This window comes from Nocardioides sp. CER19, from assembly GCF_029846275.1.
GTDB lineage: Bacteria > Actinomycetota > Actinomycetes > Propionibacteriales > Nocardioidaceae > Nocardioides.
In genome coordinates this window covers 32522-57977 of sequence record NZ_JARVWS010000002.1, presented here as the reverse complement: position 1 = coordinate 57977, position 25456 = coordinate 32522, and the positions used below count along the sequence as shown (strand labels likewise).

The 25456-nt window shown below is 71.8% G+C and carries 28 protein-coding genes; 10 read left to right on the top strand and 18 right to left on the bottom strand.

Annotation, left to right across the window (positions count from 1 at the left end):
- Nucleotides 1-59: 59 nt before the first annotated feature.
- The 3 genes from QDS12_RS08815 to QDS12_RS08805 form a co-directional block, all read right to left on the bottom strand.
- Nucleotides 60-161, bottom strand: a complete 102-nt coding sequence (locus QDS12_RS08815; RefSeq protein WP_017933175.1) for an AURKAIP1/COX24 domain-containing protein — start codon at nucleotides 159-161, stop codon at nucleotides 60-62.
- 99 nt (nucleotides 162-260) lie between these two features.
- On the bottom strand, nucleotides 261-461 hold the full coding sequence (locus QDS12_RS08810; RefSeq protein ID WP_279878615.1) for a helix-turn-helix domain-containing protein: 201 nt from the start codon (nucleotides 459-461) through the stop codon (nucleotides 261-263).
- A gap of 187 nt (nucleotides 462-648) precedes the next feature.
- Complete coding sequence (locus QDS12_RS08805) at nucleotides 649-1833, bottom strand: acetoin utilization protein AcuC (protein ID WP_279878614.1); 1185 nt, start codon at nucleotides 1831-1833, stop codon at nucleotides 649-651.
- Between the two features lie 121 nt (nucleotides 1834-1954).
- On the opposite strand from QDS12_RS08805, the gene QDS12_RS08800 reads away from it, so the two are divergent.
- The 3 genes from QDS12_RS08800 (at nucleotide 1955) to QDS12_RS08790 (ending at nucleotide 3689) form a co-directional block, all read left to right on the top strand.
- On the top strand, nucleotides 1955-2380 hold the full coding sequence (locus QDS12_RS08800) for a hypothetical protein (protein ID WP_279878613.1): 426 nt from the start codon (nucleotides 1955-1957) through the stop codon (nucleotides 2378-2380).
- A 10-nt stretch (nucleotides 2381-2390) separates the two neighbouring features.
- Complete coding sequence (locus QDS12_RS08795) at nucleotides 2391-3065, top strand: TetR family transcriptional regulator (RefSeq protein ID WP_279878612.1); 675 nt, start codon at nucleotides 2391-2393, stop codon at nucleotides 3063-3065.
- Nucleotides 3066-3212: 147 nt separating this feature from the next.
- Nucleotides 3213-3689: a DUF2231 domain-containing protein gene (locus QDS12_RS08790; RefSeq protein WP_279878611.1), complete on the top strand. Its 477-nt coding sequence runs from the start codon at nucleotides 3213-3215 to the stop codon at nucleotides 3687-3689.
- A 14-nt stretch (nucleotides 3690-3703) separates the two neighbouring features.
- On the opposite strand, the gene proC is transcribed toward QDS12_RS08790, so the two are convergent.
- Genes proC through QDS12_RS08765 form a run of 5 tightly spaced genes read right to left on the bottom strand, consistent with a single transcriptional unit; the run spans nucleotide 3704 to nucleotide 7697 of the window.
- On the bottom strand, nucleotides 3704-4507 hold the full coding sequence (gene proC / locus QDS12_RS08785) for a pyrroline-5-carboxylate reductase (RefSeq protein ID WP_279878610.1): 804 nt from the start codon (nucleotides 4505-4507) through the stop codon (nucleotides 3704-3706).
- A gap of 10 nt (nucleotides 4508-4517) precedes the next feature.
- Nucleotides 4518-5258, bottom strand: coding sequence for an ABC transporter permease (locus tag QDS12_RS08780; protein ID WP_279878609.1), 741 nt, complete (start codon nucleotides 5256-5258; stop codon nucleotides 4518-4520).
- Nucleotides 5255-5971, bottom strand: a complete 717-nt coding sequence (locus QDS12_RS08775) for an ABC transporter ATP-binding protein (protein WP_279878608.1) — start codon at nucleotides 5969-5971, stop codon at nucleotides 5255-5257. The genes QDS12_RS08780 and QDS12_RS08775 overlap by 4 nt, the downstream gene beginning before the upstream one ends.
- Entirely contained in the window at nucleotides 5968-6759 is a 792-nt protein-coding gene (locus QDS12_RS08770) for a sugar phosphate isomerase/epimerase (RefSeq protein ID WP_279878607.1), read from the bottom strand. The genes QDS12_RS08775 and QDS12_RS08770 overlap by 4 nt, the downstream gene beginning before the upstream one ends.
- Nucleotides 6756-7697 (bottom strand): Ppx/GppA phosphatase family protein, encoded by a 942-nt coding sequence (locus tag QDS12_RS08765; RefSeq protein WP_279878606.1) that lies wholly within the window; start codon nucleotides 7695-7697, stop codon nucleotides 6756-6758. The genes QDS12_RS08770 and QDS12_RS08765 overlap by 4 nt, the downstream gene beginning before the upstream one ends.
- Nucleotides 7698-7772: 75 nt before the next feature.
- Between QDS12_RS08765 and QDS12_RS08760 the strand changes: the two genes are divergently transcribed.
- From QDS12_RS08760 to QDS12_RS08750, 3 genes are all read left to right on the top strand, one after another.
- Nucleotides 7773-8534, top strand: coding sequence for a hypothetical protein (locus QDS12_RS08760; protein ID WP_279878605.1), 762 nt, complete (start codon nucleotides 7773-7775; stop codon nucleotides 8532-8534).
- 95 nt (nucleotides 8535-8629) lie between these two features.
- Nucleotides 8630-9289: a VOC family protein gene (locus QDS12_RS08755; RefSeq protein WP_279878604.1), complete on the top strand. Its 660-nt coding sequence runs from the start codon at nucleotides 8630-8632 to the stop codon at nucleotides 9287-9289.
- A 5-nt stretch (nucleotides 9290-9294) separates the two neighbouring features.
- Nucleotides 9295-9981: a class I SAM-dependent methyltransferase gene (locus tag QDS12_RS08750; protein WP_279878603.1), complete on the top strand. Its 687-nt coding sequence runs from the start codon at nucleotides 9295-9297 to the stop codon at nucleotides 9979-9981.
- A 6-nt stretch (nucleotides 9982-9987) separates the two neighbouring features.
- On the opposite strand, the gene QDS12_RS08745 is transcribed toward QDS12_RS08750, so the two are convergent.
- Nucleotides 9988-10422, bottom strand: a complete 435-nt coding sequence (locus tag QDS12_RS08745) for a MarR family transcriptional regulator (RefSeq protein ID WP_279878602.1) — start codon at nucleotides 10420-10422, stop codon at nucleotides 9988-9990.
- Nucleotides 10423-10499: 77 nt separating this feature from the next.
- Here QDS12_RS08745 and QDS12_RS08740 point away from each other — a divergent pair, with 77 nt between their 5' ends.
- Nucleotides 10500-10901 (top strand): MarR family transcriptional regulator, encoded by a 402-nt coding sequence (locus tag QDS12_RS08740; protein WP_279878601.1) that lies wholly within the window; start codon nucleotides 10500-10502, stop codon nucleotides 10899-10901.
- Here the strand turns inward: QDS12_RS08740 and QDS12_RS08735 are convergent.
- Together QDS12_RS08735 and QDS12_RS08730 are read right to left on the bottom strand one after the other, a co-directional pair.
- Nucleotides 10885-12069, bottom strand: a complete 1185-nt coding sequence (locus QDS12_RS08735) for an FAD-dependent oxidoreductase (RefSeq protein ID WP_279878599.1) — start codon at nucleotides 12067-12069, stop codon at nucleotides 10885-10887. The genes QDS12_RS08740 and QDS12_RS08735 overlap by 17 nt on opposite strands.
- A 67-nt stretch (nucleotides 12070-12136) precedes the next feature.
- Nucleotides 12137-13213: a LacI family DNA-binding transcriptional regulator gene (locus QDS12_RS08730; RefSeq protein ID WP_279878597.1), complete on the bottom strand. Its 1077-nt coding sequence runs from the start codon at nucleotides 13211-13213 to the stop codon at nucleotides 12137-12139.
- Nucleotides 13214-13296: 83 nt separating this feature from the next.
- Between QDS12_RS08730 and radA the strand changes: the two genes are divergently transcribed.
- Both radA and disA read left to right on the top strand, forming a co-directional pair.
- Entirely contained in the window at nucleotides 13297-14724 is a 1428-nt protein-coding gene (gene radA / locus QDS12_RS08725) for a DNA repair protein RadA (RefSeq protein ID WP_279878595.1), read from the top strand.
- 53 nt (nucleotides 14725-14777) lie between these two features.
- Complete coding sequence (gene disA, locus QDS12_RS08720) at nucleotides 14778-15860, top strand: DNA integrity scanning diadenylate cyclase DisA (RefSeq protein ID WP_279878593.1); 1083 nt, start codon at nucleotides 14778-14780, stop codon at nucleotides 15858-15860.
- Between the two features lie 21 nt (nucleotides 15861-15881).
- Here the strand turns inward: disA and QDS12_RS08715 are convergent, their stop codons facing one another.
- The gene (locus QDS12_RS08715) at nucleotides 15882-16718 is read right to left on the bottom strand and encodes a hypothetical protein (RefSeq protein ID WP_279878591.1); all 837 of its coding nucleotides are present in this window, start codon (nucleotides 16716-16718) and stop codon (nucleotides 15882-15884) included.
- 82 nt (nucleotides 16719-16800) lie between these two features.
- Here QDS12_RS08715 and QDS12_RS08710 point away from each other — a divergent pair, with 82 nt between their 5' ends.
- Entirely contained in the window at nucleotides 16801-17667 is an 867-nt protein-coding gene (locus tag QDS12_RS08710; RefSeq protein WP_279878590.1) for an A/G-specific adenine glycosylase, read from the top strand.
- 25 nt (nucleotides 17668-17692) lie between these two features.
- On the opposite strand, the gene QDS12_RS08705 is transcribed toward QDS12_RS08710, so the two are convergent.
- The 6 genes from QDS12_RS08705 to QDS12_RS08680 form a co-directional block, all read right to left on the bottom strand.
- Nucleotides 17693-18736 carry an NAD(P)-dependent alcohol dehydrogenase gene (locus QDS12_RS08705; protein ID WP_279878589.1) on the bottom strand — a complete coding sequence of 348 codons (1044 nt, stop codon included), beginning with the start codon at nucleotides 18734-18736 and terminating at the stop codon, nucleotides 17693-17695.
- Nucleotides 18737-18820: 84 nt separating this feature from the next.
- The gene (locus QDS12_RS08700; protein WP_279878587.1) at nucleotides 18821-21379 is read right to left on the bottom strand and encodes an ATP-dependent Clp protease ATP-binding subunit; all 2559 of its coding nucleotides are present in this window, start codon (nucleotides 21377-21379) and stop codon (nucleotides 18821-18823) included.
- Between the two features lie 184 nt (nucleotides 21380-21563).
- Nucleotides 21564-21896 carry an Lsr2 family protein gene (locus QDS12_RS08695; protein WP_279878585.1) on the bottom strand — a complete coding sequence of 111 codons (333 nt, stop codon included), beginning with the start codon at nucleotides 21894-21896 and terminating at the stop codon, nucleotides 21564-21566.
- Nucleotides 21897-21980: 84 nt separating this feature from the next.
- Complete coding sequence (locus tag QDS12_RS08690) at nucleotides 21981-22754, bottom strand: type III pantothenate kinase (protein WP_279878583.1); 774 nt, start codon at nucleotides 22752-22754, stop codon at nucleotides 21981-21983.
- Nucleotides 22755-22757: 3 nt separating this feature from the next.
- Nucleotides 22758-23702 (bottom strand): carboxylating nicotinate-nucleotide diphosphorylase, encoded by a 945-nt coding sequence (gene nadC / locus QDS12_RS08685; protein ID WP_279878581.1) that lies wholly within the window; start codon nucleotides 23700-23702, stop codon nucleotides 22758-22760.
- Nucleotides 23702-25372, bottom strand: coding sequence for an L-aspartate oxidase (locus QDS12_RS08680; RefSeq protein ID WP_279878579.1), 1671 nt, complete (start codon nucleotides 25370-25372; stop codon nucleotides 23702-23704). Before QDS12_RS08680 ends, nadC begins: the two co-directional genes overlap by 1 nt.
- Between the last annotated feature and the right edge of the window lie 84 nt (nucleotides 25373-25456).

Below are 25456 nucleotides of genomic sequence, written 5' to 3'. Positions count from 1 at the left end.
TGAGGTTGACCACCCGTCCGCGAGGTCGCGGGCCCACGGGGGCCGTGCGACCGCCAAGGTCACTTGCCGAGCTTGCGACGCGCGACTCGCGTCTTCTTCAGCAGCTTGCGGTGCTTCTTCTTCGCCATGCGCTTGCGGCGCTTCTTGATGACAGAACCCACGGGAAACCTTTCACGTACCGGATCCGGCTCAAGCCGGACCGGGACAGCCTAGCCGCCCGGCGCTGGCCGGGCGGAATCGAGAGGCTCCGTGGACGCTGGTCAACCCGCGTTGTAGAACGAGTTGCGGATGTACTCGTTGGCGTCGTCCTCGCGGACGCGGAACGATCGGCCCACCCGGACGGCCGGGAGGTCACCACCGTGCACCAGGCGGTAGACCGTCATCTTCGAGACGCGCATCATCGCAGCGACCTCGGCGACGGTCAGGAACTTCGCCTCGGAGAGATCCGGCTTTCCAGCCATCGTGTCCACCGTACTTTCTTGTGGCGCGCCATCGGCTTCCCCACCGATGCTCGCACGCGCCGCGTGCCGTGAGAATAGAGCCTGATGTGACTCATGGGGAAGAGGAAACTTCTGCGATTTCTTCTTTCCCGGCGTGTCGCCTTGAAACTCGCTAGACCAGGTGTTCTCGGTCTTTACTTTCAGGCCGTCACCAGACGCTCGGATCGAGCCCGTGCAGCGGGAACGCCGCCATCCGCGTCGCGTGGACCTGCCGGTCCAGCCAGGCGTCCGGGTCGTAGCCCTCCCGCCAGTCACGGTAGCGCGGCTCACGCCCGTCGGTCATCCGTCCGGGCGCCACCCGTCCCAGTCGCTCGAGGATGTGCTCCCGCCAGCCCCCGGGGGTCTCGAGGGCCGGGTCGAGCGGGCTGCCGCCCACGATGGCGAGCAGGTGGGTCCAGGCGCGGGGCACGACCTCCACGACGGCGTACCCCCCACCGCCGAAGGCGACCCAGCGACCGCCGGCGACGTCGTGGGCCAGCTCGTGGAGGGCGAGGTAGGTCGCCCGCTGGCCGTCGACGGTCAGCATCAGGTGCGCCAGCGGGTCCTCGATGTGGGAGTCGCAGCCCTGCTGCGTCACCAGGACCTCCGGCTCGAAGCCGTGCAGGAGGTCGGGCACGATCGCGTGGAAGGCGCGCAGCCAGCCGGCGTCGGCGGTGCCGGGCGGCAGGGCGACGTTGACGGCGCTGCCCGCGGCGTCCCGGCCGCCGAGGTCGCTCGCGAAGCCGGTGCCCGGGAACAGCACCTGGCCGGTCTCGTGCAGGCTGATGGTCAGCACCCGCGGGTCGTTCCAGAACGCCCGCTCGACGCCGTCGCCGTGGTGCACGTCGACGTCGACGTAGGCGATCTTCTTGGCGCCGTTGTCGAGCAGCCACTGGATGCCGGCCGCCACGTCGTTGTAGACGCAGAAGCCGCTCGCCGAGGCGCGCATCGCGTGGTGCAGGCCGCCCATCACGTTGGCGGAGTGGAGCGACTCCCCGGTCCAGACCTGGCGGCAGGCCTCCACGCTCGCCCCGACGATGTGGGCGCTGGCGTGGTGCATGTTCGCGAACACCGGGTCGTCCTCGGTGCCGAGCCCGTGCGCCAGGTCGGGCTCCAGGGTGCGGCCCGCGCGCTGGACGGCCTCGATGTAGGCCGGGTCGTGGACGGTCGCCAGCAGGTTCTCGTCGGCCAGGGGAGCCGGAACGGTGCGCAGCCGTCCGCCCGTCACGCCGAGCTCGTCGGCCAGCCGCATCGTGAGGTCGATGCGGAGCGGGCTCATCGGGTGGGCCGGACCGAAGTCGTACTCCGTCAGGCTCTGGTCGAACACCACCGTCGCCGGGCCACTGCACTCCACGGCGTCGAACCTAGCGCGGCGCGGACGGGGCGAACCCGTGCCATCCCACTTGAACATGTTCAAAACATTCGCTAGCGTCCGCGGCATCGGTGGTTTGAACGCGTTCAAAGAAGGGTCGACCATGGATGACGGCACACCTCGGCCACCGCTCGACCGAGCGATGCTCGCCAGCCTGCTGGCCTCCGGCCTCCTCTGGCTGCTCCTGCTGGCACCGCCGTGGACCGACGCTCTGGGGTTGTTCCTCGTCGGCGCGGCGTACGTCGGCCTCGGCAGCGTGGCGATGGCCGCCGTCGACACCCGGGACCCCGGCCGGGACATCCTCACCGTGCTGCTCCTCTGGGTCGTGGACGTCGGAGCCTGGGTCGCGGTGGACACCATCGGGGCCGTGGCGACGGACGGCCTGGACGAGCTCGGCGCGGCCCTCTGCTTCAGCGTGTGGTTCGGCCTGTGGATCGGTACACCGGCCTTCGTCATCTGGCACCTGCTCGCGCTCGTCCTGCGCGGCTGCCGCTGGCGCCGGCGCGGACCCCTCGGCGCGGGCGCCTAGGCTGGCCGCCGTGCCGGACCTGACGCCGAAGGCGGAGCAGACCCGCCGGGTCATCCTCGACGCGGCGATGCGGCTGTTCCGCCGCGACGGCTACGACAAGACGACGATGCGGGCGATCGCGACGGAGGCGGGCGTCTCGAGCGGCAACGCCTACTACTACTTCGGGTCGAAGGAGCACCTGGTCCAGGCGTTCTACGACGGCATCCAGCAGGAGCACGCCGCGGCCGCCGAGGCCGCCCTGGCGTCGTCGCGCTCGTTCGCCGACCGGCTCGCGGGCGTCTTCGACGCGTGGCTGACGGTGGCCGCGCCGCACCACCGGTTCGCGGGGCAGTTCTTCCGCAACGCGGCCGACCCGGCCAGCCCGCTCTCACCGTTCAGCTCCGAGTCTGCCCCGGCCCGCGAGGCGAGCATCGCGATCTTCGAGCGGGTCGTCGCCGGCTCCGACCTCAAGCTCGCGCCGGCGGTCCGCGCCGAGCTGCCCGGCCTGCTGTGGATGCTCCACATGGGTCTGGTGCTCTTCTGGGTCTACGACGCCTCACCGGACCAGGACCGGACCCGGCTGCTCGTCTCCCGGGCCGTCCCGCTCGTCGACCGGCTGGCCCGGCTCTCCCGGCTGCCCGTCGTGCGGGGCGTGGTCGACGACCTGGTCGGCCTCCTCGCCGCACTGCGTACCGAGGCTCCCTAGCCGGGCGGCCGGTGCCTGCAGTCGGCCTGCAGTCGGCCTGCAGTCGGCCAGCAGTCAGCCAGCAGTCAGCCAGCAGTCAGCCAGCAGTCAGCCAGCAGTCAGCCAGCAGTCAGGTTGCCGCAAGGGTCCCTCGGGGAGGGTGGCGCGGTGCTCGACCTGATCGACGGCCTGCCCGTCCACCCCCTCGTGGTCCACGCCGTCGTGGTCCTGCTCCCGCTCGCCGCGCTCGGAACCCTCGGCCTCGCTCTGGTCCCCCGCTGGCGGGCGCACTACGGGCCCCTCGTCACCGGGATCGCCGCCCTCGCGGCGGTGCTCGTGCCGGTCGCCACCTCCAGCGGCGAGGCCCTGGAGAAGCATGTCGGCGACCCCGGGAGGCACGCCCAGCTCGGTGACCAGCTCATCTGGTTCGCGGTGCCGCTGGCCGTCCTCGCGCTGGTCCTCACGGTCCTCGCGCGGCGCACGACCGCCGACCGGGCGAGCTCGGGACGGGCCTGGCTGCCGACCGCCGTCGCCGCGCTGGCCGCCGTCGCCGCGATCGCGACCAGCGTGCAGGTCTACCGCGTCGGCGAGTCCGGCGCCCGGGCGGTCTGGTCGGACCAGGTGCACTCCTCCGGAGGCCGCTGAGCGGCTGGCGGGGCTCAGCCCTCGGCGGAGATCTCCCGCGACCGGTCGCGGTTGGCGCGGGTCGCGTCGAGGAACGCCGCCCGGACCGCCGCCGACTCCAGCGCGTGCAGCGCGGCGGCCGTGGTGCCCCCGGGCGAGGTGACCTGCTCGCGCAGGACCGCCGGGTGCTCGCCGGTCTCGCGCAGCAGCAGCGACGAGCCGGCCAGGGTCTGGGTGACCAGCTGCGCCGCGGTCGCCCGCGGCAGGCCGAGGTGGACGCCGGCCTCGACGAGCGCCTCCGCGACGTAGAAGACGTAGGCCGGCCCCGAACCGGAGATCGCGGCGGCCGCGTCGACCTGCTTCTCCGGGACGACCGCCACGTCGCCGACGGCCTTCATGAGCGCGACCGCATCGGCCACGTCGTCCTCGGCCGCGGTCGCTCCGCCGGCCACGACCGACATCCCCTCACCGACCAGCGACGGCGTGTTCGGCATGACCCTGACGACCGCGACACCGTCGGGGACCGCCGCCTCCATGGCGGCGGTGGTGATGCCGGCGGCGAGCGACACGACGAGCTGACCCGGCTTCAGGTCGAGCGAGCGGAGCATCGTCACGACGTCGTACGGCTTGATGCCGAGGACGACGATCTCGGCCGCGGCCGCCACCTCGGCGGCGGAGCCGGCGCGCACGCCGTAGCGAGCGGTCAGCTCCTCGCCGCGCTCGGTGCGGCGCACGCCGGCGGCGAGGTCCTCGGGCGCGTGCCCTGACTTCACGAGGCCGGAGAGCACCGCCTCGCCCATGTTGCCGACGCCGACGATCGCGATGCGGGAGCGGGACATGGGCGCGAGTCTAGGCAGTGCGCCGCTTGAGGGTGGCGGCGCCGAGCGCCAGGAACGCGACCGCGAAGCCGGCGATGACGGCGAGGTTCCGCCAGACGTCGGCGGTCGCCGCGCTGCCGGCGAGGTCGTTCATCGCATCGACGGCGTAGGAGAGCGGCAGCACGTCGCTGATCCGGTGGAGCACCTCGGGCATCGCGTCCCGCGGCACGAGCAGCCCGCACAGCAGGATCTGGGGCACGACGAGCGCCGGCATGAACTGGACCGCCTGGAACTCGGTCCGGGCGAAGGCACTGACGAACAGTCCGAGGGCGGTGCCGAGCACGGCGTCGGCGATACCGACCACGGCCAGCAGCCAGACCGAGCCCTCGATGTCGAGGCCGAGCAGGCCGACGCTCACCCCGACGGCGGCCGCCGCCTGGATCGCCGCGAGCAGCCCGAACGCGAGCGCGTAGCCGAGCAGGAGGTCGAGCTTGGCGAGCGGCATGGCGAGCAGCCGCTCGAGGGTGCCGCCCGACCGCTCCCGCAGCGTCGTCACGCTCGTCACGAGGAACATCACGATGAACGGGAAGATCGCCAGCAGCGCCGGCGCGATCTGGTCGAAGAGGTTGAACCCGGGCTCGTCCTTGAACATCCACCACAGCAGCGTCATCAGCAGGCACGGCACCAGCACGAGCAGCGCCAGGGTCCGCGGGTCGCGACGGACCTGGGCGAGGACGCGCACCGCGACGGCGAGCGTGCGGCGGGGGCTCATCCGGCACCCCGCACGATCGCGAGGAAGGCCTGCTCGACGTCATCGACGCCGGCCTTCTGCTTGATCTCCGCCGGCGCCCCCTCGGCGAGGAAGGCCCCGTCGCGCATGAGCAGCAGCCGGTCGCAGCGCTCGGCCTCGTCCATCACGTGGCTCGAGACGAGAACCGCCGCGCCGTCGTCGGCCAGGCGGTGGAAGGTGGCCCAGAGCGACTCGCGGAGGACCGGGTCGAGCCCGACGGTGGGCTCGTCGAGGACGAGCAGGTCCGGCTCACCCAGCAAGGCCACCGCCAGGTTCACCCGTGACCGCTGGCCGCCCGAGAGGTTGCGGACCACCTGGTCGCCGTGACCGGCGAGGTCGACCGCCTCGATGCAGCGGTGGATCTCGTCCCGGCCGACGCCGAGGACCCGGGCGAAGAAGGCGAGGTTCTCGACGATGCTGAGGTCGTCGTAGACGCTCGCGGCCTGCGTGACGTAGCCGATCCGCGAGCGCAGGCCGCGCGACCCGGCCGGCTGGCCGAGGACCGTCACGGTGCCCTCCACGTGTGCCTGGACGCCGACCAGCACACGCATGAGCGTCGTCTTGCCGCAGCCCGACGGCCCGAGCAGGCCGGTCACCTCGCCGCCCGGGACGGCGAAGTCGATGCCGTGCAGGACCTCGTGACCGCCTCGGGTGACCCGGAGGTCCCGCGCCTCGACCGCCGGCCCGACGCTCATGACGAGGCTTCGGCCTCGAAGTGCTGGCGGGCGAACTCGAGGGACTCGCGCAGGTCGGCCTCGCGGTCGGCCTTGGTGGCGGCCTTGCGCGTGTTGATCTCGACCACGATCTCGCCGTCGAAGCCGCTGCCGGCCAGGTGCTGGAGGAAGCGGTCCGCGCCGGTGCTGCCGCGACCGGGCACGAGGTGCTCGTCCTTCGCCGAGCCGGTGCCGTCGGTGAGGTGGATGTGGCGCAGCCGCGGCCCGAGCCGCTTCGCCATCTCCACGATGTCGTCGCCGGCGATCGCGGCGTGCGAGAGGTCGATGGTGGCGTTGGCGTAGGACTCGTCGGAGGGGTCGCGGCCCGGAAGGTACATCTCGACGCCACGGCGCGAGGAGGCCTTCCAGGGGTACATGTTCTCGACGGCGAAGAACAGCCCGGTCTCCTTCTCGAGCCGCTCGATGCCGGCGACGAACCCGGCGGCGTACTCCTTCTGCCAGCGGAACGGCGGGTGCACCACGACGGTGCCGGCGCCCACGGCGTGGGCCATGTCGGCGGAGCGGTAGAGCTTGCCCCACGGCTCGGTGCCCCACACCCGCTGCGTGAAGAGCAGGCAGGGAGCGTGGATGGCGCTGATCGGGATCTCGTGGTGGACCGAGAGCTGGCGCACCGCCTCGACCTGCTGGGAGAGGCCGTCGACGCCCACCATGACCTCGACGGCGTCGTAGCCGACGCCGGCCGCGTAGGCGAAGGCGTGCGCGGTCGACTCGGGGTAGACCGAGACGGTCGAGAGGCCGATCCGGGTCACTGGTCCGACCCGAGGAAGCTCAGGTGGTCGAGGCGCTCCAGGATGACGCCCTCACGCAGCGCCCACGGGCAGATCTCGAGCGCCGGCAGGTCGAAGATGTCCATGCACGCCTCGGCCACCAGCGCGCCGGGGACGATCTGGTGGGCGCGGCTCGCGCTGACCCCCGGGAGGGCGCACAGCTCGTCGCGGGACATCACGATCAGCTTGGGCAACCACTCCCGCAGCTCGGCGAGCGGCAGCGCCCGGCTCACGAGCGGGCCCTCGCCGGACGGCGCGGCGCCGCAGATGCGCGCCAGGCTGCGGAACGTCTTGCTGGTCGCGACCGCCCGGTCGGGTACGCCGGCCCGGATCAGGTGGCCGGCGTCGCGGGCGATGTCGGCGCGGATCTGGCGGCGCAGGTCGCGCAAGGCGTCCTCGTCGGGACCGGTACCGACGAAGACGCGGGCCAGCCGAGCGGCGCCGAGCGGCAGCGACCACGCCACGTCGGGCGCCTCGTCGGAGCCGCCGGCCAGCTCGAGCGAGCCGCCGCCGATGTCGAAGACGGCCAGTCGTCCGGCCGACCAGCCGAACCACCGGCGTACGGCCAGGAACGTCAGCCGGGCCTCGTCCTCGCCGCTGAGCACGTCGATCGTCACGCCGGTGCGGTCGGCGACATGGGCCAGCACGTCGTGGGAGTTGTCGGCGTCACGGACCGCCGAGGTGGCGAAGCCGAGCATCTCGGCGCAGCCCTTGTCCTCGGCGACGCGGACGGCCTCGTGGGTGAAGGCGGTCAGCGCCTCGATCCCCTCGCGGCTCACGGCACCGGTCTCGTCGAGGTGCTCGGCCAGCCGCAGCGGCTGCTTGAACGAGTACGCCGGCAGCGGGGCCGCTCCCCCGTGCGCGTCGACGACGAGGAGGTGCCCGGTGTTGGAGCCGATGTCCAGCACGCCCAGACGCATGGCCCCAACGTACCGGGCGCGGCGTACGTGGCGTGCTCGGTGCAGGTCCGAACGGGCCGCACGTACGATTTCCCCATGCCCGAGGTGCCCCTGGACTTCCCGCGCGCCTGGGTGGAGTTCACCAACCCCGACGACGAGTCGGAGGTCATGCGGTGCGACCTCACCTGGCTGACGTCGTCCTACCAGTGCATCTTCGGCGGCGGCTGCAAGGGCATCTACTCCGATGCGCCCGACATGGGGTGCTGCACCCTCGGCGCGCACTTCGCCGACCGGGCCGACGAGAAGCGGGTCGCCGGGTTCGTGGCCCAGCTGACCGAGGACGAGTGGCAGCTCATGCCCGAGGGCGAGGTGCGCACGAAGGACTGGGTGGAGAAGGACGACGAGGGAGCCCGCAAGACGCGCGTCGTCGTCGCCGACGGGCAGCAGGCCTGCGTCTTCCAGAACAGGCCGGGTGCGCCGCAGGGAGCCGGCTGCGCGCTGCACATCCTCGCGATGAAGCAGGACCGCTCCCACGTCGACACCAAGCCGGACGTCTGCTGGCAGCTGCCGCTCAAGCGCGCCTTCCGCGACGTGGAGCGCCAGGACGGGTCGACCTACACCGAGGTGACGATCACCGAGTACGACCGCCGAGGCTGGGGGCCGGGTGGCCACGACCTGGACTGGTACTGCTCCGGGAACACCGAGGCGCACACCGCCGTCGAGCCCGTCTACCTCACCCATGAGCCGGAGCTGGTCGCGCTCATGGGACAGGCGGCGTACGACGAGCTCACGCGCCACTGCGAGGCGCACGTGCGCTCCCGGTCGGCGCTCGCGCTGCACCCCGCCGATCCGCGCTGACGGAGGCGGCGGAAAGGGAGGAAGGTTAAGTCTCGATGTCAAGAGACTGGGACCCCCCTGTCGCGGGCTTCTCAGGAGGTGTTCAGAATCCTGGCATGCGCCTGGACCATCTCTCTTACGCCGCCGGCCCCGAAGGGCTGGTGGGCACCGCGAAGCGCATCGGCGAGCTCCTGGGACAGGAGTTCGAGGACGGTGGCGTCCACCCGCGCTTCGGTACCCGCAACTACACGCTGCCGCTGCGCGGTGGGATCTACCTCGAGGTCGTGGAGTGCCTGGACCACCCCGCCTCTGACAAGGCTCCCTACGGGCAGGCCGTCAAGGCCCGGTCGGCGCTCGGCGGCGGCTGGCTCGGCTGGGTCATCTCGGTGGACGACATCAGCCGGATCGAGGAGCGGCTCGGCCGCCCGGCCCAGCCGGGCAACCGGCACAAGCCCGACGGGACCGAGCTCCTCTGGCGGCAGATCGGCCTCAGCGACCTGATCGTCGACCCGCAGCTCCCCTACTTCCTGCAGTGGGAGATGCCCGCCGAGCTGCACCCCGGCAACGCCGGCTCCGACGTCACGCTGACGGCGGTGGAGATCTCCGGTGACCCGCAGCGGGTGCGCGACTACGTGGGCGAGTCGCTCCGGGACCGCGTCGACCCCTGGACCGGGAAGCCGGCCGAGAACGTCGAGGTCCGCTGGGTCGCCGAGCACGGCACGCCCGGCCTGGTGGCCGCGAACTTCGCGACCCCCAACGGCACGGTCCGGATCTGACACAGATGACGGGGGCGATCCCGAGCCCCAACATCTGGCACCACCCGGCGACCTACGAGCTCGAGAACCACGCGGCCGACCCGCACGGCGCGCTGTGGGGCGCGATGGAGTCCGTCGGCGACTGGTCGGGCCGCGACGTGCTCGACCTCGGCTGCGGCACGGGCTACCACCTGCCGCGGTTCGCGGAGACGGCGCGCACGGTGACCGGCGTGGAGCCGCACGCGTCGCTGGTCGCACTCGCCCGTCGCCGTACGCGGCGGAACGCGAACGTCACCGTCCTCGAGGGCGTCGCCCAGGCGATCCCGTTGCCACCCGCGTCCGTCGACGTGGTGCACGTGCGGTGGGCCTACTTCTTCGGGCCGGGCAGCGAGCCCGGCCTCGCCGAGCTCGACCGCGTCGTACGCCGGGGCGGGACCGCCCTCGTGATCGACAACGACGCCACCCGCTCGACGTTCGGCGCGTGGTTCCGGCGCGGTTATCCGGCGGTCGATCCGGACGCGGTCGAGCGGTTCTGGTCGACCCGCGGCTGGACCCGCGAGGCCGTGGACATGGGCTGGTCGTTCGCGTCCCGGGCCGACCTCGAGGCGGTGGTGCGCATCGAGTTCACGCCCGAGCTCGCCGACGCCGTCCTCGCCACCCACAGCGGCACCGACGTCGACTACGCCGTCAACCTCTGGTGGAAGCGGTTCTGAGGGACCTCACGAGGACGGCGACGTGTCATCGAGCCGGGCCAGGAGGCTGACCAGCAGCGCGCGCTGATCGGCGCTCAGCGGCCCGAGGACCTGCTCCTGGACGTCGCCGAGCAGGCTGTCGAGGCGCGGCAGGAGCTCCCGGCCGCTCGTGGTGAGCGTGACGACGTTGCGGCGGCCGTCCGCGGGGTCGGGACGCCGCCGGACCAGCCGCCAGTCGGCGAGGTGGTCGAGCGCGACCGTCACGTCCTTGCGGTCGAGGCCGAGCTGGCGGCCGAGCTCGGCCTGGCTCATCTCCCCGTGCTCGTCCAGCGCGGCGAGGGCGCGGTAGTGCACGGGGCGCAGGCCTTCCTCCGCGAACGCGGTGTAGAGGAGGCCTTGGGCGCGGGCGTTCGCCCGGCTGAGGAGCCACGTGGGCTGCTGGACGACGCGCGAGACCGGCACGGGTCGATCATAGACATATTTGTTGGTGGTCCCAACCATGTGTATCGTTGGGGCTCCCAACGATTTGAGGAGACGACATGCCCACCTTCGGACCCCAGCTGATCGGCGAGACCGAGAAGACGCTCGGCGCCATCCTGCGACGCAACCTCGACGGCACCGGGCTCACCGAGCCCGAGTGGGTGACGCTGCGGCTCGCGGCCCAGAACGAGAGGCGCGGCGACCTGGCCACGCTCGTCGCCGACCGCGCCCACTTCCCCGACGCGGAGGCACTCGTCGCCGCGCTCACCGACCGCGGGCTCGTGGCCGACGGCACGGCGACCGATGACGGCCGCGCCTTGATGGCGGTGGTGTGGCAGCGCACCGAGACGACGTCCGGCCCGATCTGGGACGGACTGCCCGCCGACGACGTCGCGGCGACCGAGCGCGTCCTCAACGCGCTCATCGACCGCGGTCGTGAGGTGATCAGCGCATATCGGTGAGCCGGGCCGGGTCCACGTCGTTCCCGACGATCTCGCGGAGCCGGTCGTTGACGTCCCAGATGTTGACGTTCATCGCCGCGGTGACGCGCCGCCCGTCCGCCAGCCAGTAGGCGACGAACTCGTCGTCCTCCGGCGCGCCCTTCACCACGACCTGGTCGCCGGGCGAGGAGTGGCCGACGTACTCCATGGAGAACTCGAACTGGTCGGTGAAGAAGTAGGGCTGCCAGTTGTAGGTCGCGTCCTCGCCGGCGATCACCCGCCCGGCCAGCTTGCCCTGGCGGATCGCGTTGTCCCAGTGCTCGACCCGCAGCCGCTTGCCGAGCGTGGGGTTGAGGGCGTTGGCGACGTCGCCGGCGGCGTAGATGTTCGGGTCGGACGTGCGCAGGTGCTCGTCGACGACGATGCCGTTGTCGACCTCGAGCCCGGCGGCGGTCGCGAGCGCGGTGTCGGGAGCGACGCCGACGGCCACGACCACGATGTCGGCCGGCACCCTGCCGGCCGACGTCTCCACGCCGTCGGCGGTGATCGCCGAGACGCTCACGCCGGTCCGCAGGTCGACGCCGTTGCGGACGTGCAGGTCACGGAGGTAGGCGGCGACGTCGGGCCCCAGGATGTGCCCGAGCGGCAGGTCGAACTGCTCGAGGACGGTGACGTCGCGCCCGTAGCCGCGCGCCGCGGCGGCGACCTCGAGCCCGATCCAGCCGCCGCCGACGATCGCGACGCGGCCGCCGGCCTGGAACGCCTCCTTGAGCCGCTCGGAGTCGGCGATGGTCCTGACGTAGAACGCGGTGTCGGCGCCCGGCAGGTCGGGGACCCGGGGGCTCGCGCCGGTGGCGAGCAGCAGGTGGTCGTAGGCCAGGGTCTCGCCCGTGTCGAGTGCGACGGTGCGCGCGTCCCGGTCGATGGCGACCGCATGGGTGTCGCCCAGCAGCCGGATCTTCTGGGCGTCGTACCAGTCGCTGTCGTGCGGGAAGGCCGACTCGATGGGATCGGCGCCGGTGAGGAAGCCCTTGGTCAGCGGCGGTCGCTCGTACGGCGGGTGCGGTTCGCGGCCGACGATCGTGATGCCGCCGTCGAAGCCGCTCTCGCGAAGGGTCTCGGCCGCGTGCGCGGCCGCCAGTCCTGCTCCGATGACGACGACGCTCTCAGGGGTCTCCCGGGTCTCCATGCCCCATGGATACCCGGTTCGCGGGTCCGCGAACAGACTCCGCCGGGTCAGAGGGCGCTGCCGGAGATCAGCTCCGGTCGGGGCCGCTGGTCCCGCGGATCTCCAGCGTCGGCGTGAGCATGACGCTCGGGCCGACCTGGGGCGGGGTCGAGAGCAGCCCCTCCAGCGCCTTGACCACCTCGATGGCGGCCTGCTCGAGCGGCTGCCGGACGCTGGTCAGGCCCGGCCAGACGGTCTGTGCGACCTGGCTGTCGTCGAACCCGACCACGGCGATGTCGTCGCCAGCCTGGAGGCCGCGCTCGGCCAAGGCGTGCATGACGCCGATCGCCAGCGTGTCGGAGGCGCACACGAACGCGGTCGGCGTCGCCTCGTCCAGCATGACCTGGGCGGCGCTGCGCCCGGAGCCGACGGCGTCCTCGACGCGGGACGCCAGCCCCGTGGTGGGGAGCCCGGCCCCGTGCATGGCGCTGAGCCAGCCGGAGCGGCGTTCCTCGCCGAGCACCGAGTCCTTCTTCCAGCCGATCCAGGCGATGCGGGTGTGGCCCTTGTCGATGAGGTGGCGCGTCGCCAGCTCGGCGCCGGCGGCGCAGTCGATGTCCACCCAGGGATGCCGCGCGTTCGCGTCGTCCCACGGGCGGCCGAAGGCCACGAACGGCGCGCGCCGCTCGCGCAGCCACGACGCCTGGCCCTCGCCGAGGTAGGTGTCGGTCACGATGAAGGCGTCGACCGCCGTCGAGCGGAGCAGCTCGTCGTAGCCGGCCAGCGGGTCGCCGGTGACCTGGGCGTCGCTGGTGAAGAGCAGCACGTGGTAGCCGGCCTCGCCACTGGTCTCGACGAGCGAGTGGACGAAGCGGTCCATCACGGCGCTCGCCGTACCCTCCTGGACCGGCGAGATCCGCAGCCCGATCAGGTGTGAGGAGCGGGTGCGCAGGTTGCGGGCTGCGCGGTTGGGCTTGTAGCCGAGCTGGTCGATCGCCTGCTGCACGCGGGCGAGGGTGTCGGCGCGGAGCAGGTCGGGGTTGTTGACCGCGTTGGAGACGGTCTGACGGGAGACTCCGGCGAGCTCGGCGACGTCGGCCAGCGTCGGTGCCGAGACGGCGAAACGCGCCCGCCGTGAGGCGTCCAGCCTTGATCGTTCCAACACCTGGACAGCATACGAGGAATCACCGGCCCCCCGCCCGCCGCGTCGCCGCCTCGTTGTCGGTGCCCTGACCTAGCGTCGGGGTCATGTCGAAAGCCGCCCCCAAGCCGCGTCCGGTCTTCCGCTGCTCGGAGTGCGGCTGGGAGACGGTCAAGTGGGTCGGCAGGTGCGGCGAGTGTCAGGCCTGGGGATCGGTGGCCGAGGTCGCCGCTGCACCGGTGGGCCGTACGCCGGCCGCGCCGGTCACCGCCAAGGCGGTCCCGATCGGCGAGGTGTCGGTCGAGCAGTCGGCCTACCGCTCCTCCGGTGTGCCCGAGCTCGACCGCGTGCTCGGCGGCGGCCTCGTCCCGGGCGCGGTGATCCTGCTCGCCGGCGAGCCCGGCGTCGGCAAGTCGACGCTGCTGCTCGAGGTCGCGGCGCAGACGGCGCGCTACCAGCGCCGCGCGCTCTACGTCTCGGGCGAGGAGTCGGCCTCGCAGGTGCGCCTCCGGGCCGACCGGACCGGGGCGGTGCAGCCCGAGCTCTACCTGGCCGCCGAGACCGACCTCGGCGCCGTGCTGACCCACATCGAGGAGGCCAAGCCGGCCCTCCTGGTCGTCGACTCGGTCCAGACGATCGGCGCCTCGGGCGTCGACGGCGTCCCGGGCGGCGTGTCCCAGGTCAAGGAGGTCGCGGCCGCGCTGGTCCGCACGGCCAAGACCCACAACATCACCACGGTGCTGGTCGGCCACGTCACCAAGGACGGCACGATCGCGGGCCCGCGCGTCCTCGAGCACCTCGTCGACGTCGTGCTCCACTTCGAGGGCGACCGCAACTCGCGCTTCCGCATGGTGAGGGCGATGAAGAACCGCTTCGGCCCCGTCGACGAGGTGGGCTGCTTCGACCTGTCGTCCGACGGCATCACCGCGGTGACCGATCCGACCGGCCTGTTCGTCGAGCGGCACCACCAGCCCGTCGCCGGCACCTGCGTCGCGGTGACGATGGAGGGGCGGCGGCCGCTGCTGGCCGAGGTGCAGGCGCTGGTGACCCAGTCCGCACTCGACAAGCCCCGACGGACCACGTCGGGTCTCGACGGGTCGAGGGTGGCGATGGTCCTCGCGGTGCTGCAGCGACACTGCGGCTACGCGTTGGCCGCTCGCGACATCTTCGCCTCGACCGTCGGCGGCGCCAGGCTCTCGGAGCCGGCGAGCGACCTCGCGGTCGCGGTCGCGCTGGCCTCGGCCGACAGCGGCACCCCGGCGCCCCCGGGCGTCGTCGCGATGGGCGAGATCGGCCTGGCCGGCGAGCTGCGGCGGGTGCGCGACCTGCCCCAGCGGCTGGCCGAGGCGGCCCGGCTCGGGTTCTCCGTGGCCGTCGTCCCGGCCGAGCCCGGCGAGCGCGCCACCGTGCCGCGGGAGCGTCGGGTCGACGGGATGCGGGTCTTCGAGCTGCGCGACGTGCGGTCGGCGCTGGAGTTCCTGCGGCTCGGCCCGCGGGTGCGCGAGTCCCCGCTGCGAGACGATCCCGATTTCTGAGTAGCGCGTGACCGATAGACTCAGCGGGCCGTCGTACGAGAGGAGGGGGACGCGTGGGTCCTGATCGCCCTGAGGACACCCTCAAGCTTCGCGAGACCCTCGCCCAGATCGCACCCGGCACGTCCCTGCGCGACGGCCTGGAGCGGATCCTGCGCGGACGCACCGGTGCGCTCATCGTGCTGGGGTTCGACCGGACGGTCGACTCCATCTCCACCGGTGGCTTCCAGCTCGACGTGCCGTTCACGTCGACCGGCCTGCGCGAGCTGGCGAAGATGGACGGCGCCATCATCATCGACAGCAACATCAGCCGGATCATCAAGGCCGCCGTGCACCTGATGCCTGACCACACGCTGCCGTCGGAGGAGACCGGTACGCGCCACCGGACCGCCGACCGCGTCGCGCGCCAGACCGGCTTCCCGGTCATCTCGGTGTCGCAGTCGATGCAGATCATCGCCGCCTACGTCGGCGAGACGCGCCACGTCCTGGAGGACTCCGGCCAGATCCTCTCCCGCGCCAACCAGGCCCTCGCGACCCTGGAGCGCTACAAGATGCGTCTCGACGAGGTCGCCTCGACGCTCTCGGCCCTCGAGATCGAGGACCTCGTCACCGTGCGCGACGTGGCCGTCGTGGCCCAGCGGCTCGAGATGGTCACCCGCATCGCGCGCGAGATCGAGGACTACATCGTCGAGCTCGGCACGGACGGCCGCCTGCTCGCCCTGCAGCTCGAGGAGCTCGTGACCGGCGTCGACGCGGAGCGCGAGCTCGTCATCCGCGACTACCTGCCCCGCGGCCGGCGCTCCAAGAGCCCCGAGGAGCTGCTCGCGCAGCTCGAGGCGCTCTCGGCGACCGAGCTGGTCGATCCTGCCGCGACGGCCCGCGTCCTCGGGCTCGGTAACAGCGAGCACCTCGACGGTGCCGTCACGCCGCGTGGCTACCGGCTGCTGGCGAAGGTGCCGCGACTGCCCGTCAGCGTCGTCGACCGGCTGGTCGACCACTTCGGCACCCTGCAGAAGCTGCTCTCCGCCGGCGTCGACGACCTGCAGGCCGTCGACGGGGTCGGCGAGCTGCGGGCCCGGTCGGTCCGTGAGGGTCTCTCCCGGCTGGCCGAGTCGACCATCCTCGAGCGCTACGTCTGAGGCCCCGTCCGCCCCGGCGGGTCAGTCGACGAGGCGGCGCTTCTTCTTCGCCTTCTTCTGCGGGTCGCTCTGCGGCTCCTGGCGGGCACCGGCGGGCGCGGTCGGCGTGGCGGTGGCGGTCGCCGTGGGCGTGGCCGTGGCGGTGGGCGTGGCCGTCGGGGTCGGCCGCGGCTTCCTGAGCGCGAACTGCAGGTCCTGAGGCTCACCGCCCAGGGCGGCGACCGACAGGTGGTAGTAGCCGGGCATCGCCCACTTCGTGTGGCTCGAGCAGCTCTCGTCGGAGCGCCGGGAGTTCCACGCCACGTTGACGACGGCATCGCTGTCGCGGCGTACGACGACGTCCTGCGACGGGATCGCGTGCGGGCACTCGACCGTGGACCAGATCTCGTCGGACCCGGAGGTGATCTTGAGCTGCAGTGACGTCGAGCTCGACCGCCACGTGCACGCCGTGGTGACGATCGTGCGCAGCGTGAGGCGCAGGACGACCGTCTTGGTGGCCTGCGCGTCGGTCACCGACGGGGCGACGACGATGTCGTCGTCCGAGCACCGGCCGGTCGGCGCGGGCAGCGCGGTCGCGGTCGGCGTCGGCGTGACCGGCTGCGTCGGCGCCTGCGTGGTCCCGGGCGTGGCCGCCTGAGTGCCGGCGGACGTCGACGCCGTCGAGCTGGTCGTGGCTGACGGGGTCACCGAGGTCGTCGGCGTCGTCGGCGCCGAGACGTTCGCCGCCTGCGGGTCCTCGCCGCCGCCCCCGAACATCCGGGAGACGCCGATGACGAGCAGGAGCAGGATGCCGAGCACCGCGAGCCGTCGCCGCCAGTACACCCCAGGCGCGAGGGGACCACGGGTCAGCGACGTCATGCGCCACAGGTTAAGGGCGACCTGCCTTCCAGCCGGGGCGCCACTCCGACACGCCCGTGAGCGGGGCAGAATCGGGCCCGCGATGACTGACCTGCACGACACGATCCTGGGCTGGTACGACGCCCACCAGCGCGACCTGCCGTGGCGCCGCCCCGAGGCGACCCCGTGGGGCGTGATGGTCAGCGAGTTCATGCTGCAGCAGACGCCCGTCGTCCGGGTCCTCCCGGTCTGGGAGACGTGGCTGGGCCGCTGGCCAACGCCGGCGGCACTTGCCGCGGAGCCGAGCGGCGAGGCGGTCCGCGCCTGGGGCCGGCTCGGTTACCCGCGACGCGCGCTGCGGTTGCATGCCGCTGCGACCGCCATCGTGGACCGGCACGATGGTCGCGTCCCCGACGCCTACGACGAGCTGCTGGCGCTGCCCGGTGTGGGCGACTACACCGCGTCGGCCGTGGCATCCTTTGGCTTCGGTCGGCGCCACGTCGTCCTCGACACCAACGTGCGGCGGGTCTTCGCGCGGCTGCTGGCGGGTCACGAGTTCCCGGCGCCGGGCGTCACCAAGGCGGAGCGGGCGCTCGCCGAGTCGGTGCTCCCCCACGACGACTCGGCACCGGTCTGGTCGGTCGCCGTCATGGAGCTCGGGGCCCTGGTCTGCACGGCGGCGGCGCCGCGCTGCGACAGCTGTCCGGTCGCACGGCTCTGCGCCTGGCAGCAGGCCGGCCGGCCGGCGTACGCGGGGCCGGAGCGGAAGGTGCAGACGTGGGCCGGTACCGACCGCCAGTGCCGTGGTCGGCTCCTCGCCGTCCTCCGGGACGCCGACGGCCCCGTCCACCGGTCGGCACTCGAGGCGGTCTGGGACAAGCCCCAGCAGCGCGACCGCGCCTTGGCCGGGCTGGTCACGGATGGCCTCGCCGTCCAGGTCGGCCCGGACGCCTTCGCACTGCCCGGGTGACGGGTCCCCTGTCACCCGTCCACCATCACCCGTTCGGCGTCACCACCGCACGACCGCTCAGCTTCCCGGACTCGAGGAGCTCGTACGCCTCCAGGGCCTGGTCCATCCGGAACCGCTGCACGTCAGGCCTGATCTGCCCGGCTCGATACATCGCGACCACGTCGTACAGATCCTCGACGGTGCCCCAGTAGGTGTTGGTGAGCTCGGCTTCGTAGGGGTTGTTGAAGAAGGACCACTCCGTCGACCCGTTGGCGATGCCGACGACAGTGAGCCGGCCCTGCTGGGCGAGCGCGCCGCGGGCGGTGTCGATCGTGCCGCCGGCGCCGACGAAGTCGAACGCCGCGTCCACGCCCCGGCCGCCGGTGACCTCGCGGATCAGGGCGACCTGGTCGGGGCCGCCCGGCACGGTCACCGCGCCGTTCGCCGCCGCGCGCTCCATCGCGTCCGGCTTCATGTCCGTGGCGATGACGGTCGCGCCGGTCAGAGCCGTGAGGATCTGCACCGCGATCTGCCCGAGACCGCCGAGGCCCACCACGAGCGCGTACCTGCCGCCGCCGGCCAGCCTGGGAAGCGCCAGCTTGATCGCGTGGTACGGCGTCAGCGCGGCGTCGGCGAGGGGTGCAGCGTCGACCGGGTCCGCGTCGCCGAGCGGCACGAGGTTGCGCACAGGAACGGTCATGTACTCGGCCATTCCGCCGTCGCGTCCGATGCCGACCGCGAGGTAGGGCATGCTGGCGACGTTCTCGCAGTAGGTGTCCTGTCCGCGCGAGCACGCCTTGCAGTGCCCGCACCCGATCGGCCCGTAGGCGAGGAACGCCTCGCCCTTCTCGAACCCGACGACGCCGGGGCCGAGCTCCTCGATCCAGCCCGAGTTCTCGTGGCCCAGGACGAACGGCGGTGGGATCTGTGGACCGCCCTCGGCGCCGAACTCGCGGTAGATCCCCACGTCGGAGTGGCAGGCCCCGGCGCCGGCGACCCGCAACAGTGCCTCCCCCGGTCCCGGCACCGGCCGGTCGATCTCGGTCAGGGACGGGAACGTGTGGAACTGCTCGAAGACGACGGCGCGCATGATCTGTTCCTTTCGTTGAGGGAGGCCCCGAAATGGCAGATGCCCCGGATCCACGATCGTGGATCCGGGGCATCTGTCAATGCGTCACTCCTCGGAGGACGGCGGGTTCTCCAGGTCCTCGAGCTCGGAGAGGTCGCCGATCGACGCGCCCTCGAGCGGCGGCACGTCGGGCAGTGCGGCGACCTTCTGGCCCTTGAAGGTGAAGGTCGCGGACGGGCCCTCGCCCTCGACGCCCACGAGCACGATCTGGCCGGGGCCGACCTCGCCATAGAGCATCTTCTCGGCGAGCACGTCCTCGATCTCCCGCTGGACGGTGCGGCGCAGCGGGCGCGCACCGAGCACCGGGTCGAAGCCGCGCGTCGCGAGCAGCTCCTTCGCCGGCTGGGTCAGCTCGAGGCTCATGTCGCGGTCCTTCAGCCGGATCTCGACCGCCGCGATCATGTTGTCGACCATGTGGATGATCTGCTCCTGCGACAGCGGCGGGAACACGATGACCTCGTCGACACGGTTGAGGAACTCCGGGCGGAAGTGCTGCTTGAGCTCGTCAGCCACCTTGGACTTCATCCGCTCGTAGTTGCCGGCCGCGTCGTTGGCCTGCTGGAAGCCCAGGTTGACCGACTTCGCGATGTCCCGCGTACCGAGGTTGGTCGTCATGATGATGACGGTGTTCTTGAAGTCCACCATGCGGCCCTGGGAGTCGGTCAGGCGACCCTCCTCCAGGATCTGCAGCAGGCTGTTGAAGATGTCCGGGTGCGCCTTCTCGACCTCGTCGAAGAGGACGACCGAGAACGGCTTGCGGCGGACCTTCTCCGTCAGCTGGCCGCCCTCCTCGTAGCCGACGTAGCCCGGAGGCGAGCCGAAGAGCCGCGAGACGGTGTGCTTCTCGCCGAACTCGGACATGTCGAGCTGGATGAGCGCGTCCTCGTCGCCGAAGAGGAACTCGGCCAGCGTCTTGGACAGCCACGTCTTACCGACACCGGACGGGCCGGCGAAGATGAACGAGCCACCGGGACGCTTCGGGTCCTTCAGCCCGGCACGCGTACGCCGGATCGCCCGGCTGAGCGCCTTGACCGCCTCGTCCTGCCCGATGACTCGCTTGTGCAGCTCGTCCTCCATCTTGAGCAGGCGGGTGGACTCCTCCTCCGAGAGCTTGACGATCGGGATGCCGGTCGCGACAGCCAGCACCTCGGCGATCAGCTCCTCGTCGACCTCGGCGACCTCGTCCATGTCACCGGCGCGCCACGCCTTCTCGCGCTCGGACTTCTTGAGGATGAGCTGCTTCTCCTCGTCGCGGAGGCGAGCAGCGGCCTCGAAGTCCTGGCCGTCGATGGCGGCCTCCTTGCGGGCGCGGACGTCGGCGATCTTCTCGTCGTACTCGCGCAGGTCGGCGGGCGCCGTCATCCGGCGGATCCGCAGCCGCGAGCCGGCCTCGTCGATCAGGTCGATGGCCTTGTCGGGGAGGAACCGGTCGGAGATGTAGCGGTCGGCCAGCGTCGCCGCCGAGACCAGGGCCTCGTCGGTGATCGTGACGCGGTGGTGCGCCTCGTAGCGGTCACGGATGCCCTTGAGCATCTCGATCGTGTCGGCGATCGACGGCTCGGGCACCTGGATCGGCTGGAAGCGGCGCTCCAGCGCGGCGTCCTTCTCGAGGTACTTGCGGTACTCGTCGAGGGTCGTCGCACCGATCGTCTGCAGCTCGCCACGCGCCAGCATCGGCTTGAGGATCGAGGCAGCGTCGATCGCGCCCTCGGCCGCGCCGGCGCCGACGAGGGTGTGGATCTCGTCGATGAACAGCACGATGTCGCCGCGGGTGCGGATCTCCTTCAGCACCTTCTTCAGGCGCTCCTCGAAGTCACCGCGGTAGCGGCTGCCGGCCACGAGCGCGCCGAGGTCGAGGGTGTAGATCTGCTTGTCCTTCAGCGTCTCGGGCACGTTGCCCTTGACGATGTCCTGGGCCAGGCCCTCGACGATGGACGTCTTGCCGACGCCCGGCTCGCCGATGAGGACCGGGTTGTTCTTCGTACGGCGCGAGAGCACCTGCATGACGCGCTCGATCTGTTGAGCACGACCGATGATCGGGTCGAGCTTGCCCTCACGCGCGTCCTGGGTGAGGTTGCGGCCGAACTGGTCGAGGACCAGCGAGGACGACGGAGCGTCGCCGGACGCGCCGGTCGCCGCCGTCGCCGACTGCGAGGACTCCTTGCCCTGGAAGCCGGAGAGCAGCTGGATGACCTGCTGGCGGACCCGGTTGAGGTCGGCGCCGAGCTTCTGCAGCACCTGGGCGGCGACGCCCTCACCCTCGCGGATCAGGCCGAGCAGGATGTGCTCGGTGCCGATGTAGGAGTGGCCGAGCTGCAGCGCCTCGCGCAGGGACAGCTCGAGCACCTTCTTGGCTCGCGGGGTGAACGGGATGTGCCCGGACGGTGCCTGCTGGCCCTGGCCGATGATCTCCTCGACCTGAGCGCGCACCGCCTCGAGGGAGATGTCGAGGCTCTCCAGTGCCTTCGCGGCGACGCCCTCACCCTCGTGGATGAGACCGAGCAGGATGTGCTCGGTGCCGATGTAATTGTGGGAGAGCATGCGGGCCTCTTCCTGGGCCAGCACGACCACCCGACGGGCTCGGTCCGTGAACCGCTCGAACATGCGCATCGCTCCTCAAGCTTGCGGGGAGTTACCCAGGTACCCGGAACCACCTGATCCCGGTCGGGCTTCAGCTACTTCAACCCCACGGACAGCCTACGCGTTCCTCCCCCGCGGACCTTCTCCGTGCGCTGAGAGCGAACACGCCCCGCAGCCGGCGGCTGCGGGGCGTGTCGAGAGCGTGCGATCAGTTGGCGGCTTCGTAGGCCGAGCGGACCTCCGCCGGGATCCGACCACGGTCGGGGACGTCGTAGCCGTTGGAGCGGGCCCAGTCCCGGATCTCCTTGGCGCTGGTCCCACCCGTCGCGGCGGCGGAGCGGCGGCCGCCACCACGCCGGCCCCCGCCGGTGACTTTGCGACCGTGACCGATGTAGACGGCGAGCGCGTCGCGCAGCTTGGCGGCGTTGTCGTCGTTGAGGTCGATCTCGTACGACGTCCCGTCGAGCGCGAACGACACCGTCTCGGTCGCCTCGGAACCGTCGAGATCATCCTCGAGAACGATGTGGACCTTCTGCGCCATCTCAATTTCCTTTACCAAGGGAACGGAAAAACCGCGACCACTATGACACATTCCGCCAGGCGCGGGAATCGGCGCGACAAACGGTCACGAATTGCGACGGTAAATCATTTCCAGCCCCTGCAGGGTCAACCAGGGCACATACCCGGTGAAACACCTGCACTCGTCGACGACCAGAGGCGCGAGATATCCGGTCGCGATCACCTCGACGTCCGGTGTCGAAAGGCCGAGCGCCTCGATCATGCGCGTGACGATTCCCTCGACCTGGGCGGCGACCCCGAAGAGCATTCCGGACTGCAGCGCCTCGACGGTGTTCTTCGCGATCACCGAGCGCGGGCGGGCCAGCTCGACCTTGCGCAGCTGGGCGCCTCGCCGCCCCAGCGCCTCGAGGGAGATCTCGATCCCAGGCGCGATCGAGCCCCCGACGTACGCTCCGTTGGCATTGACGACATCGAAAGTCGTGGCCGTGCCACCGAAGTCGACGACGATGCAGGGACCACCATATCTGGTCGCGGCGGCGAGCGCATTGCAGATGCGGTCGGTGCCGACCTCTTTCGGGTTGTCCATCAAGATCGGTACACCCGTGCGCACACCGGGTTCGACGACCACGTTCGACAGGTGCGGGAAATGACGGCCGAGCATGTCCCGCCATTCGTGGAGAACAGCCGGAACCGTCGCGCAGACGGCGATGCCGTCGATCTCGTCGAGGCGGTCGGCGAGCAGTCCGCGCAGGAGCACCGCCCACTCGTCGGACGTGTTCCGCTCGTCGGTCGCGACACGCCAGTCCGCGACGACCTCGCCGCCGTCGAGGAGGCCCAGGACCGTGTGGCTGTTGCCGATGTCGACGGCGAGCAGGGCCATCGGTCAGACGCTCTCGGGCTCGAGGTCGAAGCCGATGTCGAACACGCAGACCGAGTGGGTCAGCGCCCCGACGGAGATGAAGTCGACGCCCGTCTCGGCGACCTCGCGCGCTCGGGCGACGGTGAGCCCGCCCGAGGCCTCCAGGGTCGCGCGCCCGGTGGTGCTCTGCTTGTTGAGGGCCACCGCCTCGCGCATCTGCTCGGTCGACATGTTGTCGAGCAGGACCCGGTCGCAGCCCGCGTCGAGCAGCTCGCGCAGCTCGTCGAGGGTGGTGACCTCGACCTCCACGGGAAGGCCCGGGTAGGCAGCGCGCACCGCGCGGAACGCGGGCACGACCCCGCCGGCCGCGAGCACGTGGTTGTCCTTGACCAGGGCCATCTCGGCGAGCGTGGAGCGGTGGTTGACGCCGCCACCGCAGCGGACGGCGTACTTCTGGAGGTTGCGGTACGTCGGCAGGGTCTTGCGCGTGTCGAGGATCCGCGCCCCGGTGCCGGCGACCGCGTCGACCCACGCGGCGGTCGCGGTCGCGACTCCGGACAGGTGCGTCGCGTAGTTGAGCGCGGTCCGCTCCGCGGTGAGCAGGCCGCGGGTCGGGCCGGCGACCCGCATGACGACGTCCCCCGGCTCGACGCGGGTGCCGTCGGGCACCCGGTCGGTGATCTCGACGTCGTCGCCGAGCACGTAGGAGAAGACGAGGGCGGCGATGCCGAGGCCGGCGACGACCCCGCCGTCCCGGACCGCGAAGTCGCCCCGCGCCCGGGCGTCGATCGGGATCGTCGCGACCGACGTGACGTCCTCCGCCGGCATCTCGCCCGGTCGCGGCTCCGGCAGGTCCTCGTCGATCGCGGTCTCGATGGCGTCGTACAGCTCTCCGACGTCGAGGCCTGCGGCCGAGAGCTCGGCGCGGAGCGAGGCGGGGAGCTTGTCGAGCTCGGTGCGGACGATCATCAGAGCGCAGCTCCTTGGTATCCGGGGACGGAGGGGTCGGTGGCGGGTGAGGACGAGAACGTGACCGCGGCGGCCCCGTCGATCAGCTCGGTGTCGAAGTGGCCGGCGCAGCGGGCGTCGTCACGGGCAGGGAAGTCCTCGCGCCAGTGGGACCCGCGCGTCTCCTCCCGACGCAGCGCCGCCTCGGCGAGCGCGAGGGAGATCGTGAGCACGTTGGTGGCCTCCCACGCGGCCGGGTCGATCTCGACCGCGGGGGTCGCGGCGATCCCGCCGAGCATCTCGACGGCCTCGGTGAGCCCGGACGCGCTGCGCAGCACGCCGGCACGCGAGCTCATGATCTCCTGCACGTCCTTGAGTGCGCCCCCGGGCACGAGGCCGGCCGCGCCACCGTGCCGGATCGGCTCGCCGAGCGGACGCAGCTCCCCGGGCAGCACCTGGGCGATGCGGCGCGAGAAGACGAGTCCCTCGAGCAGTGAGTTGGAGGCCAGGCGGTTGGCGCCGTGCACGCCGGAGCAGGCGACCTCACCGGTCGCGTAGAGGCCGGGCACGGTCGAGCGACCCCACAGGTCGGTGTGGACGCCGCCCGAGGCGTAGTGGCAGGCGGGCGCCACCGGGATGAGCTGGGTGACCGGGTCGACGCCGTGCGAGCGGCAGGAGGCGAGGATGTTGGGGAAGCGGCGCTCCCAGAACTCCCGACCGAGGTGGCGGGCGTCCAGCCACATGTTCGGGTGCCCGGTCTCGAGCATGCGCCTCATGATCGCCTTGGAGACGATGTCACGCGGAGCCAGGTCGGCGAGCTCGTGGACGTCCGGCATGAACCGGTCGCCGTCCCAGTCGACCAGGAACGCGCCCTCGCCCCGGACCGCCTCCGAGATGAGCGGCTGCTGGCCCCGCGAGTCGGGGCCGAGGTACATCACCGTCGGGTGGAACTGCACGAACTCAAGGTCGCGGAGTCGGGCGCCCGCGCGCAGCGCGATCGCCATCCCGTCCGCGGTGCTCACCGCCGGGTTCGTGGTCTGGGAGAAGACCTGCCCGAGGCCGCCGCTGGCGAGCACGACCGCGCGGGCCCTGACCAGCCCCACGCCGTCGGCGTCACCCTCGCCCATGACGTGGATCGTCAGGCCGGCGACACCACCGTCCTCGGCGGTCACCAGGTCGACGACCATCGCGTGCTCGAAGACCATGATCTCGGGAGCGCGCTCGACCGCCTCGATGAGCGCCCGCTGGATCTCGGCACCGGTCGCGTCGCCGTTCGCGTGGGCGATGCGGTCACGGCGGTGGCCGCCCTCGCGGGTGAGCGACAGGTTGCCCTCCGGGTCCTTGTCGAAGTTCGCGCCCCACTCGATGAGCTCGCGCACGGCGTCCGGGCCCTCGGTCACCAGCACCCGGACCGCCTCGAGGTCGCAGGCGCCGGCGCCCGCCACGAGCGTGTCGACCTCGTGCTGAGCCGGGCTGTCCTCCGGGCCGAGCGCCGCGGCGATCCCGCCCTGGGCCCACTGGGTCGAGCCGGCGGCGAGGACGTCCTTCGTCACGACGGCGATCCGCTCCACCTGGCCGCGCAGCCGCAGCGCCGCCGTCAGCCCGGCAATGCCGGAGCCGACGACGATGACGTCGGCCCACTCCGTCCACCCGGGGTCCCGGGAGGAGAGAAGGCCGGGGAGCGACTTCATGCAGGGAGGCTAGCGCCGTGGGTGCGTCCCGCCTGCGGCGGCCCGGGAGGCGGGATGTCGACAACGCTTGGCAGGATCTGGACT

Excerpts from the sequence above, each read along its gene's own strand:
- QDS12_RS08775 (WP_279878608.1), bottom strand. The coding sequence starts at position 5,971 with ATGAGCGTCGGGCCGGCGGTCGAGGCGCGGGACCTCCGGGTCACCCGA.
- nadC (WP_279878581.1), bottom strand. The coding sequence starts at position 23,702 with ATGATCGTCCGCACCGAGCTCGACAAGCTCCCCGCCTCGCTCCGCGCC.
- QDS12_RS08740 (WP_279878601.1), top strand. The coding sequence starts at position 10,500 with ATGCCCACCTTCGGACCCCAGCTGATCGGCGAGACCGAGAAGACGCTC.
- QDS12_RS08690 (WP_279878583.1), bottom strand. The coding sequence starts at position 22,754 with ATGGCCCTGCTCGCCGTCGACATCGGCAACAGCCACACGGTCCTGGGC.
- QDS12_RS08700 (WP_279878587.1), bottom strand. The coding sequence starts at position 21,379 with ATGTTCGAGCGGTTCACGGACCGAGCCCGTCGGGTGGTCGTGCTGGCC.
- QDS12_RS08750 (WP_279878603.1), top strand. The coding sequence starts at position 9,295 with ATGACGGGGGCGATCCCGAGCCCCAACATCTGGCACCACCCGGCGACC.
- QDS12_RS08780 (WP_279878609.1), bottom strand. The coding sequence starts at position 5,258 with ATGAGCCCCCGCCGCACGCTCGCCGTCGCGGTGCGCGTCCTCGCCCAG.
- QDS12_RS08810 (WP_279878615.1), bottom strand. The coding sequence starts at position 461 with ATGGCTGGAAAGCCGGATCTCTCCGAGGCGAAGTTCCTGACCGTCGCC.
- QDS12_RS08715 (WP_279878591.1), bottom strand. The coding sequence starts at position 16,718 with ATGACGTCGCTGACCCGTGGTCCCCTCGCGCCTGGGGTGTACTGGCGG.
- QDS12_RS08710 (WP_279878590.1), top strand. The coding sequence starts at position 16,801 with ATGACTGACCTGCACGACACGATCCTGGGCTGGTACGACGCCCACCAG.
- QDS12_RS08680 (WP_279878579.1), bottom strand. The coding sequence starts at position 25,372 with ATGAAGTCGCTCCCCGGCCTTCTCTCCTCCCGGGACCCCGGGTGGACG.
- radA (WP_279878595.1), top strand. The coding sequence starts at position 13,297 with ATGTCGAAAGCCGCCCCCAAGCCGCGTCCGGTCTTCCGCTGCTCGGAG.
- QDS12_RS08800 (WP_279878613.1), top strand. The coding sequence starts at position 1,955 with ATGGATGACGGCACACCTCGGCCACCGCTCGACCGAGCGATGCTCGCC.
- proC (WP_279878610.1), bottom strand. The coding sequence starts at position 4,507 with ATGTCCCGCTCCCGCATCGCGATCGTCGGCGTCGGCAACATGGGCGAG.
- QDS12_RS08760 (WP_279878605.1), top strand. The coding sequence starts at position 7,773 with ATGCCCGAGGTGCCCCTGGACTTCCCGCGCGCCTGGGTGGAGTTCACC.
- QDS12_RS08735 (WP_279878599.1), bottom strand. The coding sequence starts at position 12,069 with ATGGAGACCCGGGAGACCCCTGAGAGCGTCGTCGTCATCGGAGCAGGA.
- QDS12_RS08695 (WP_279878585.1), bottom strand. The coding sequence starts at position 21,896 with ATGGCGCAGAAGGTCCACATCGTTCTCGAGGATGATCTCGACGGTTCC.
- QDS12_RS08755 (WP_279878604.1), top strand. The coding sequence starts at position 8,630 with ATGCGCCTGGACCATCTCTCTTACGCCGCCGGCCCCGAAGGGCTGGTG.
- QDS12_RS08705 (WP_279878589.1), bottom strand. The coding sequence starts at position 18,736 with ATGCGCGCCGTCGTCTTCGAGCAGTTCCACACGTTCCCGTCCCTGACC.
- QDS12_RS08765 (WP_279878606.1), bottom strand. The coding sequence starts at position 7,697 with ATGCGTCTGGGCGTGCTGGACATCGGCTCCAACACCGGGCACCTCCTC.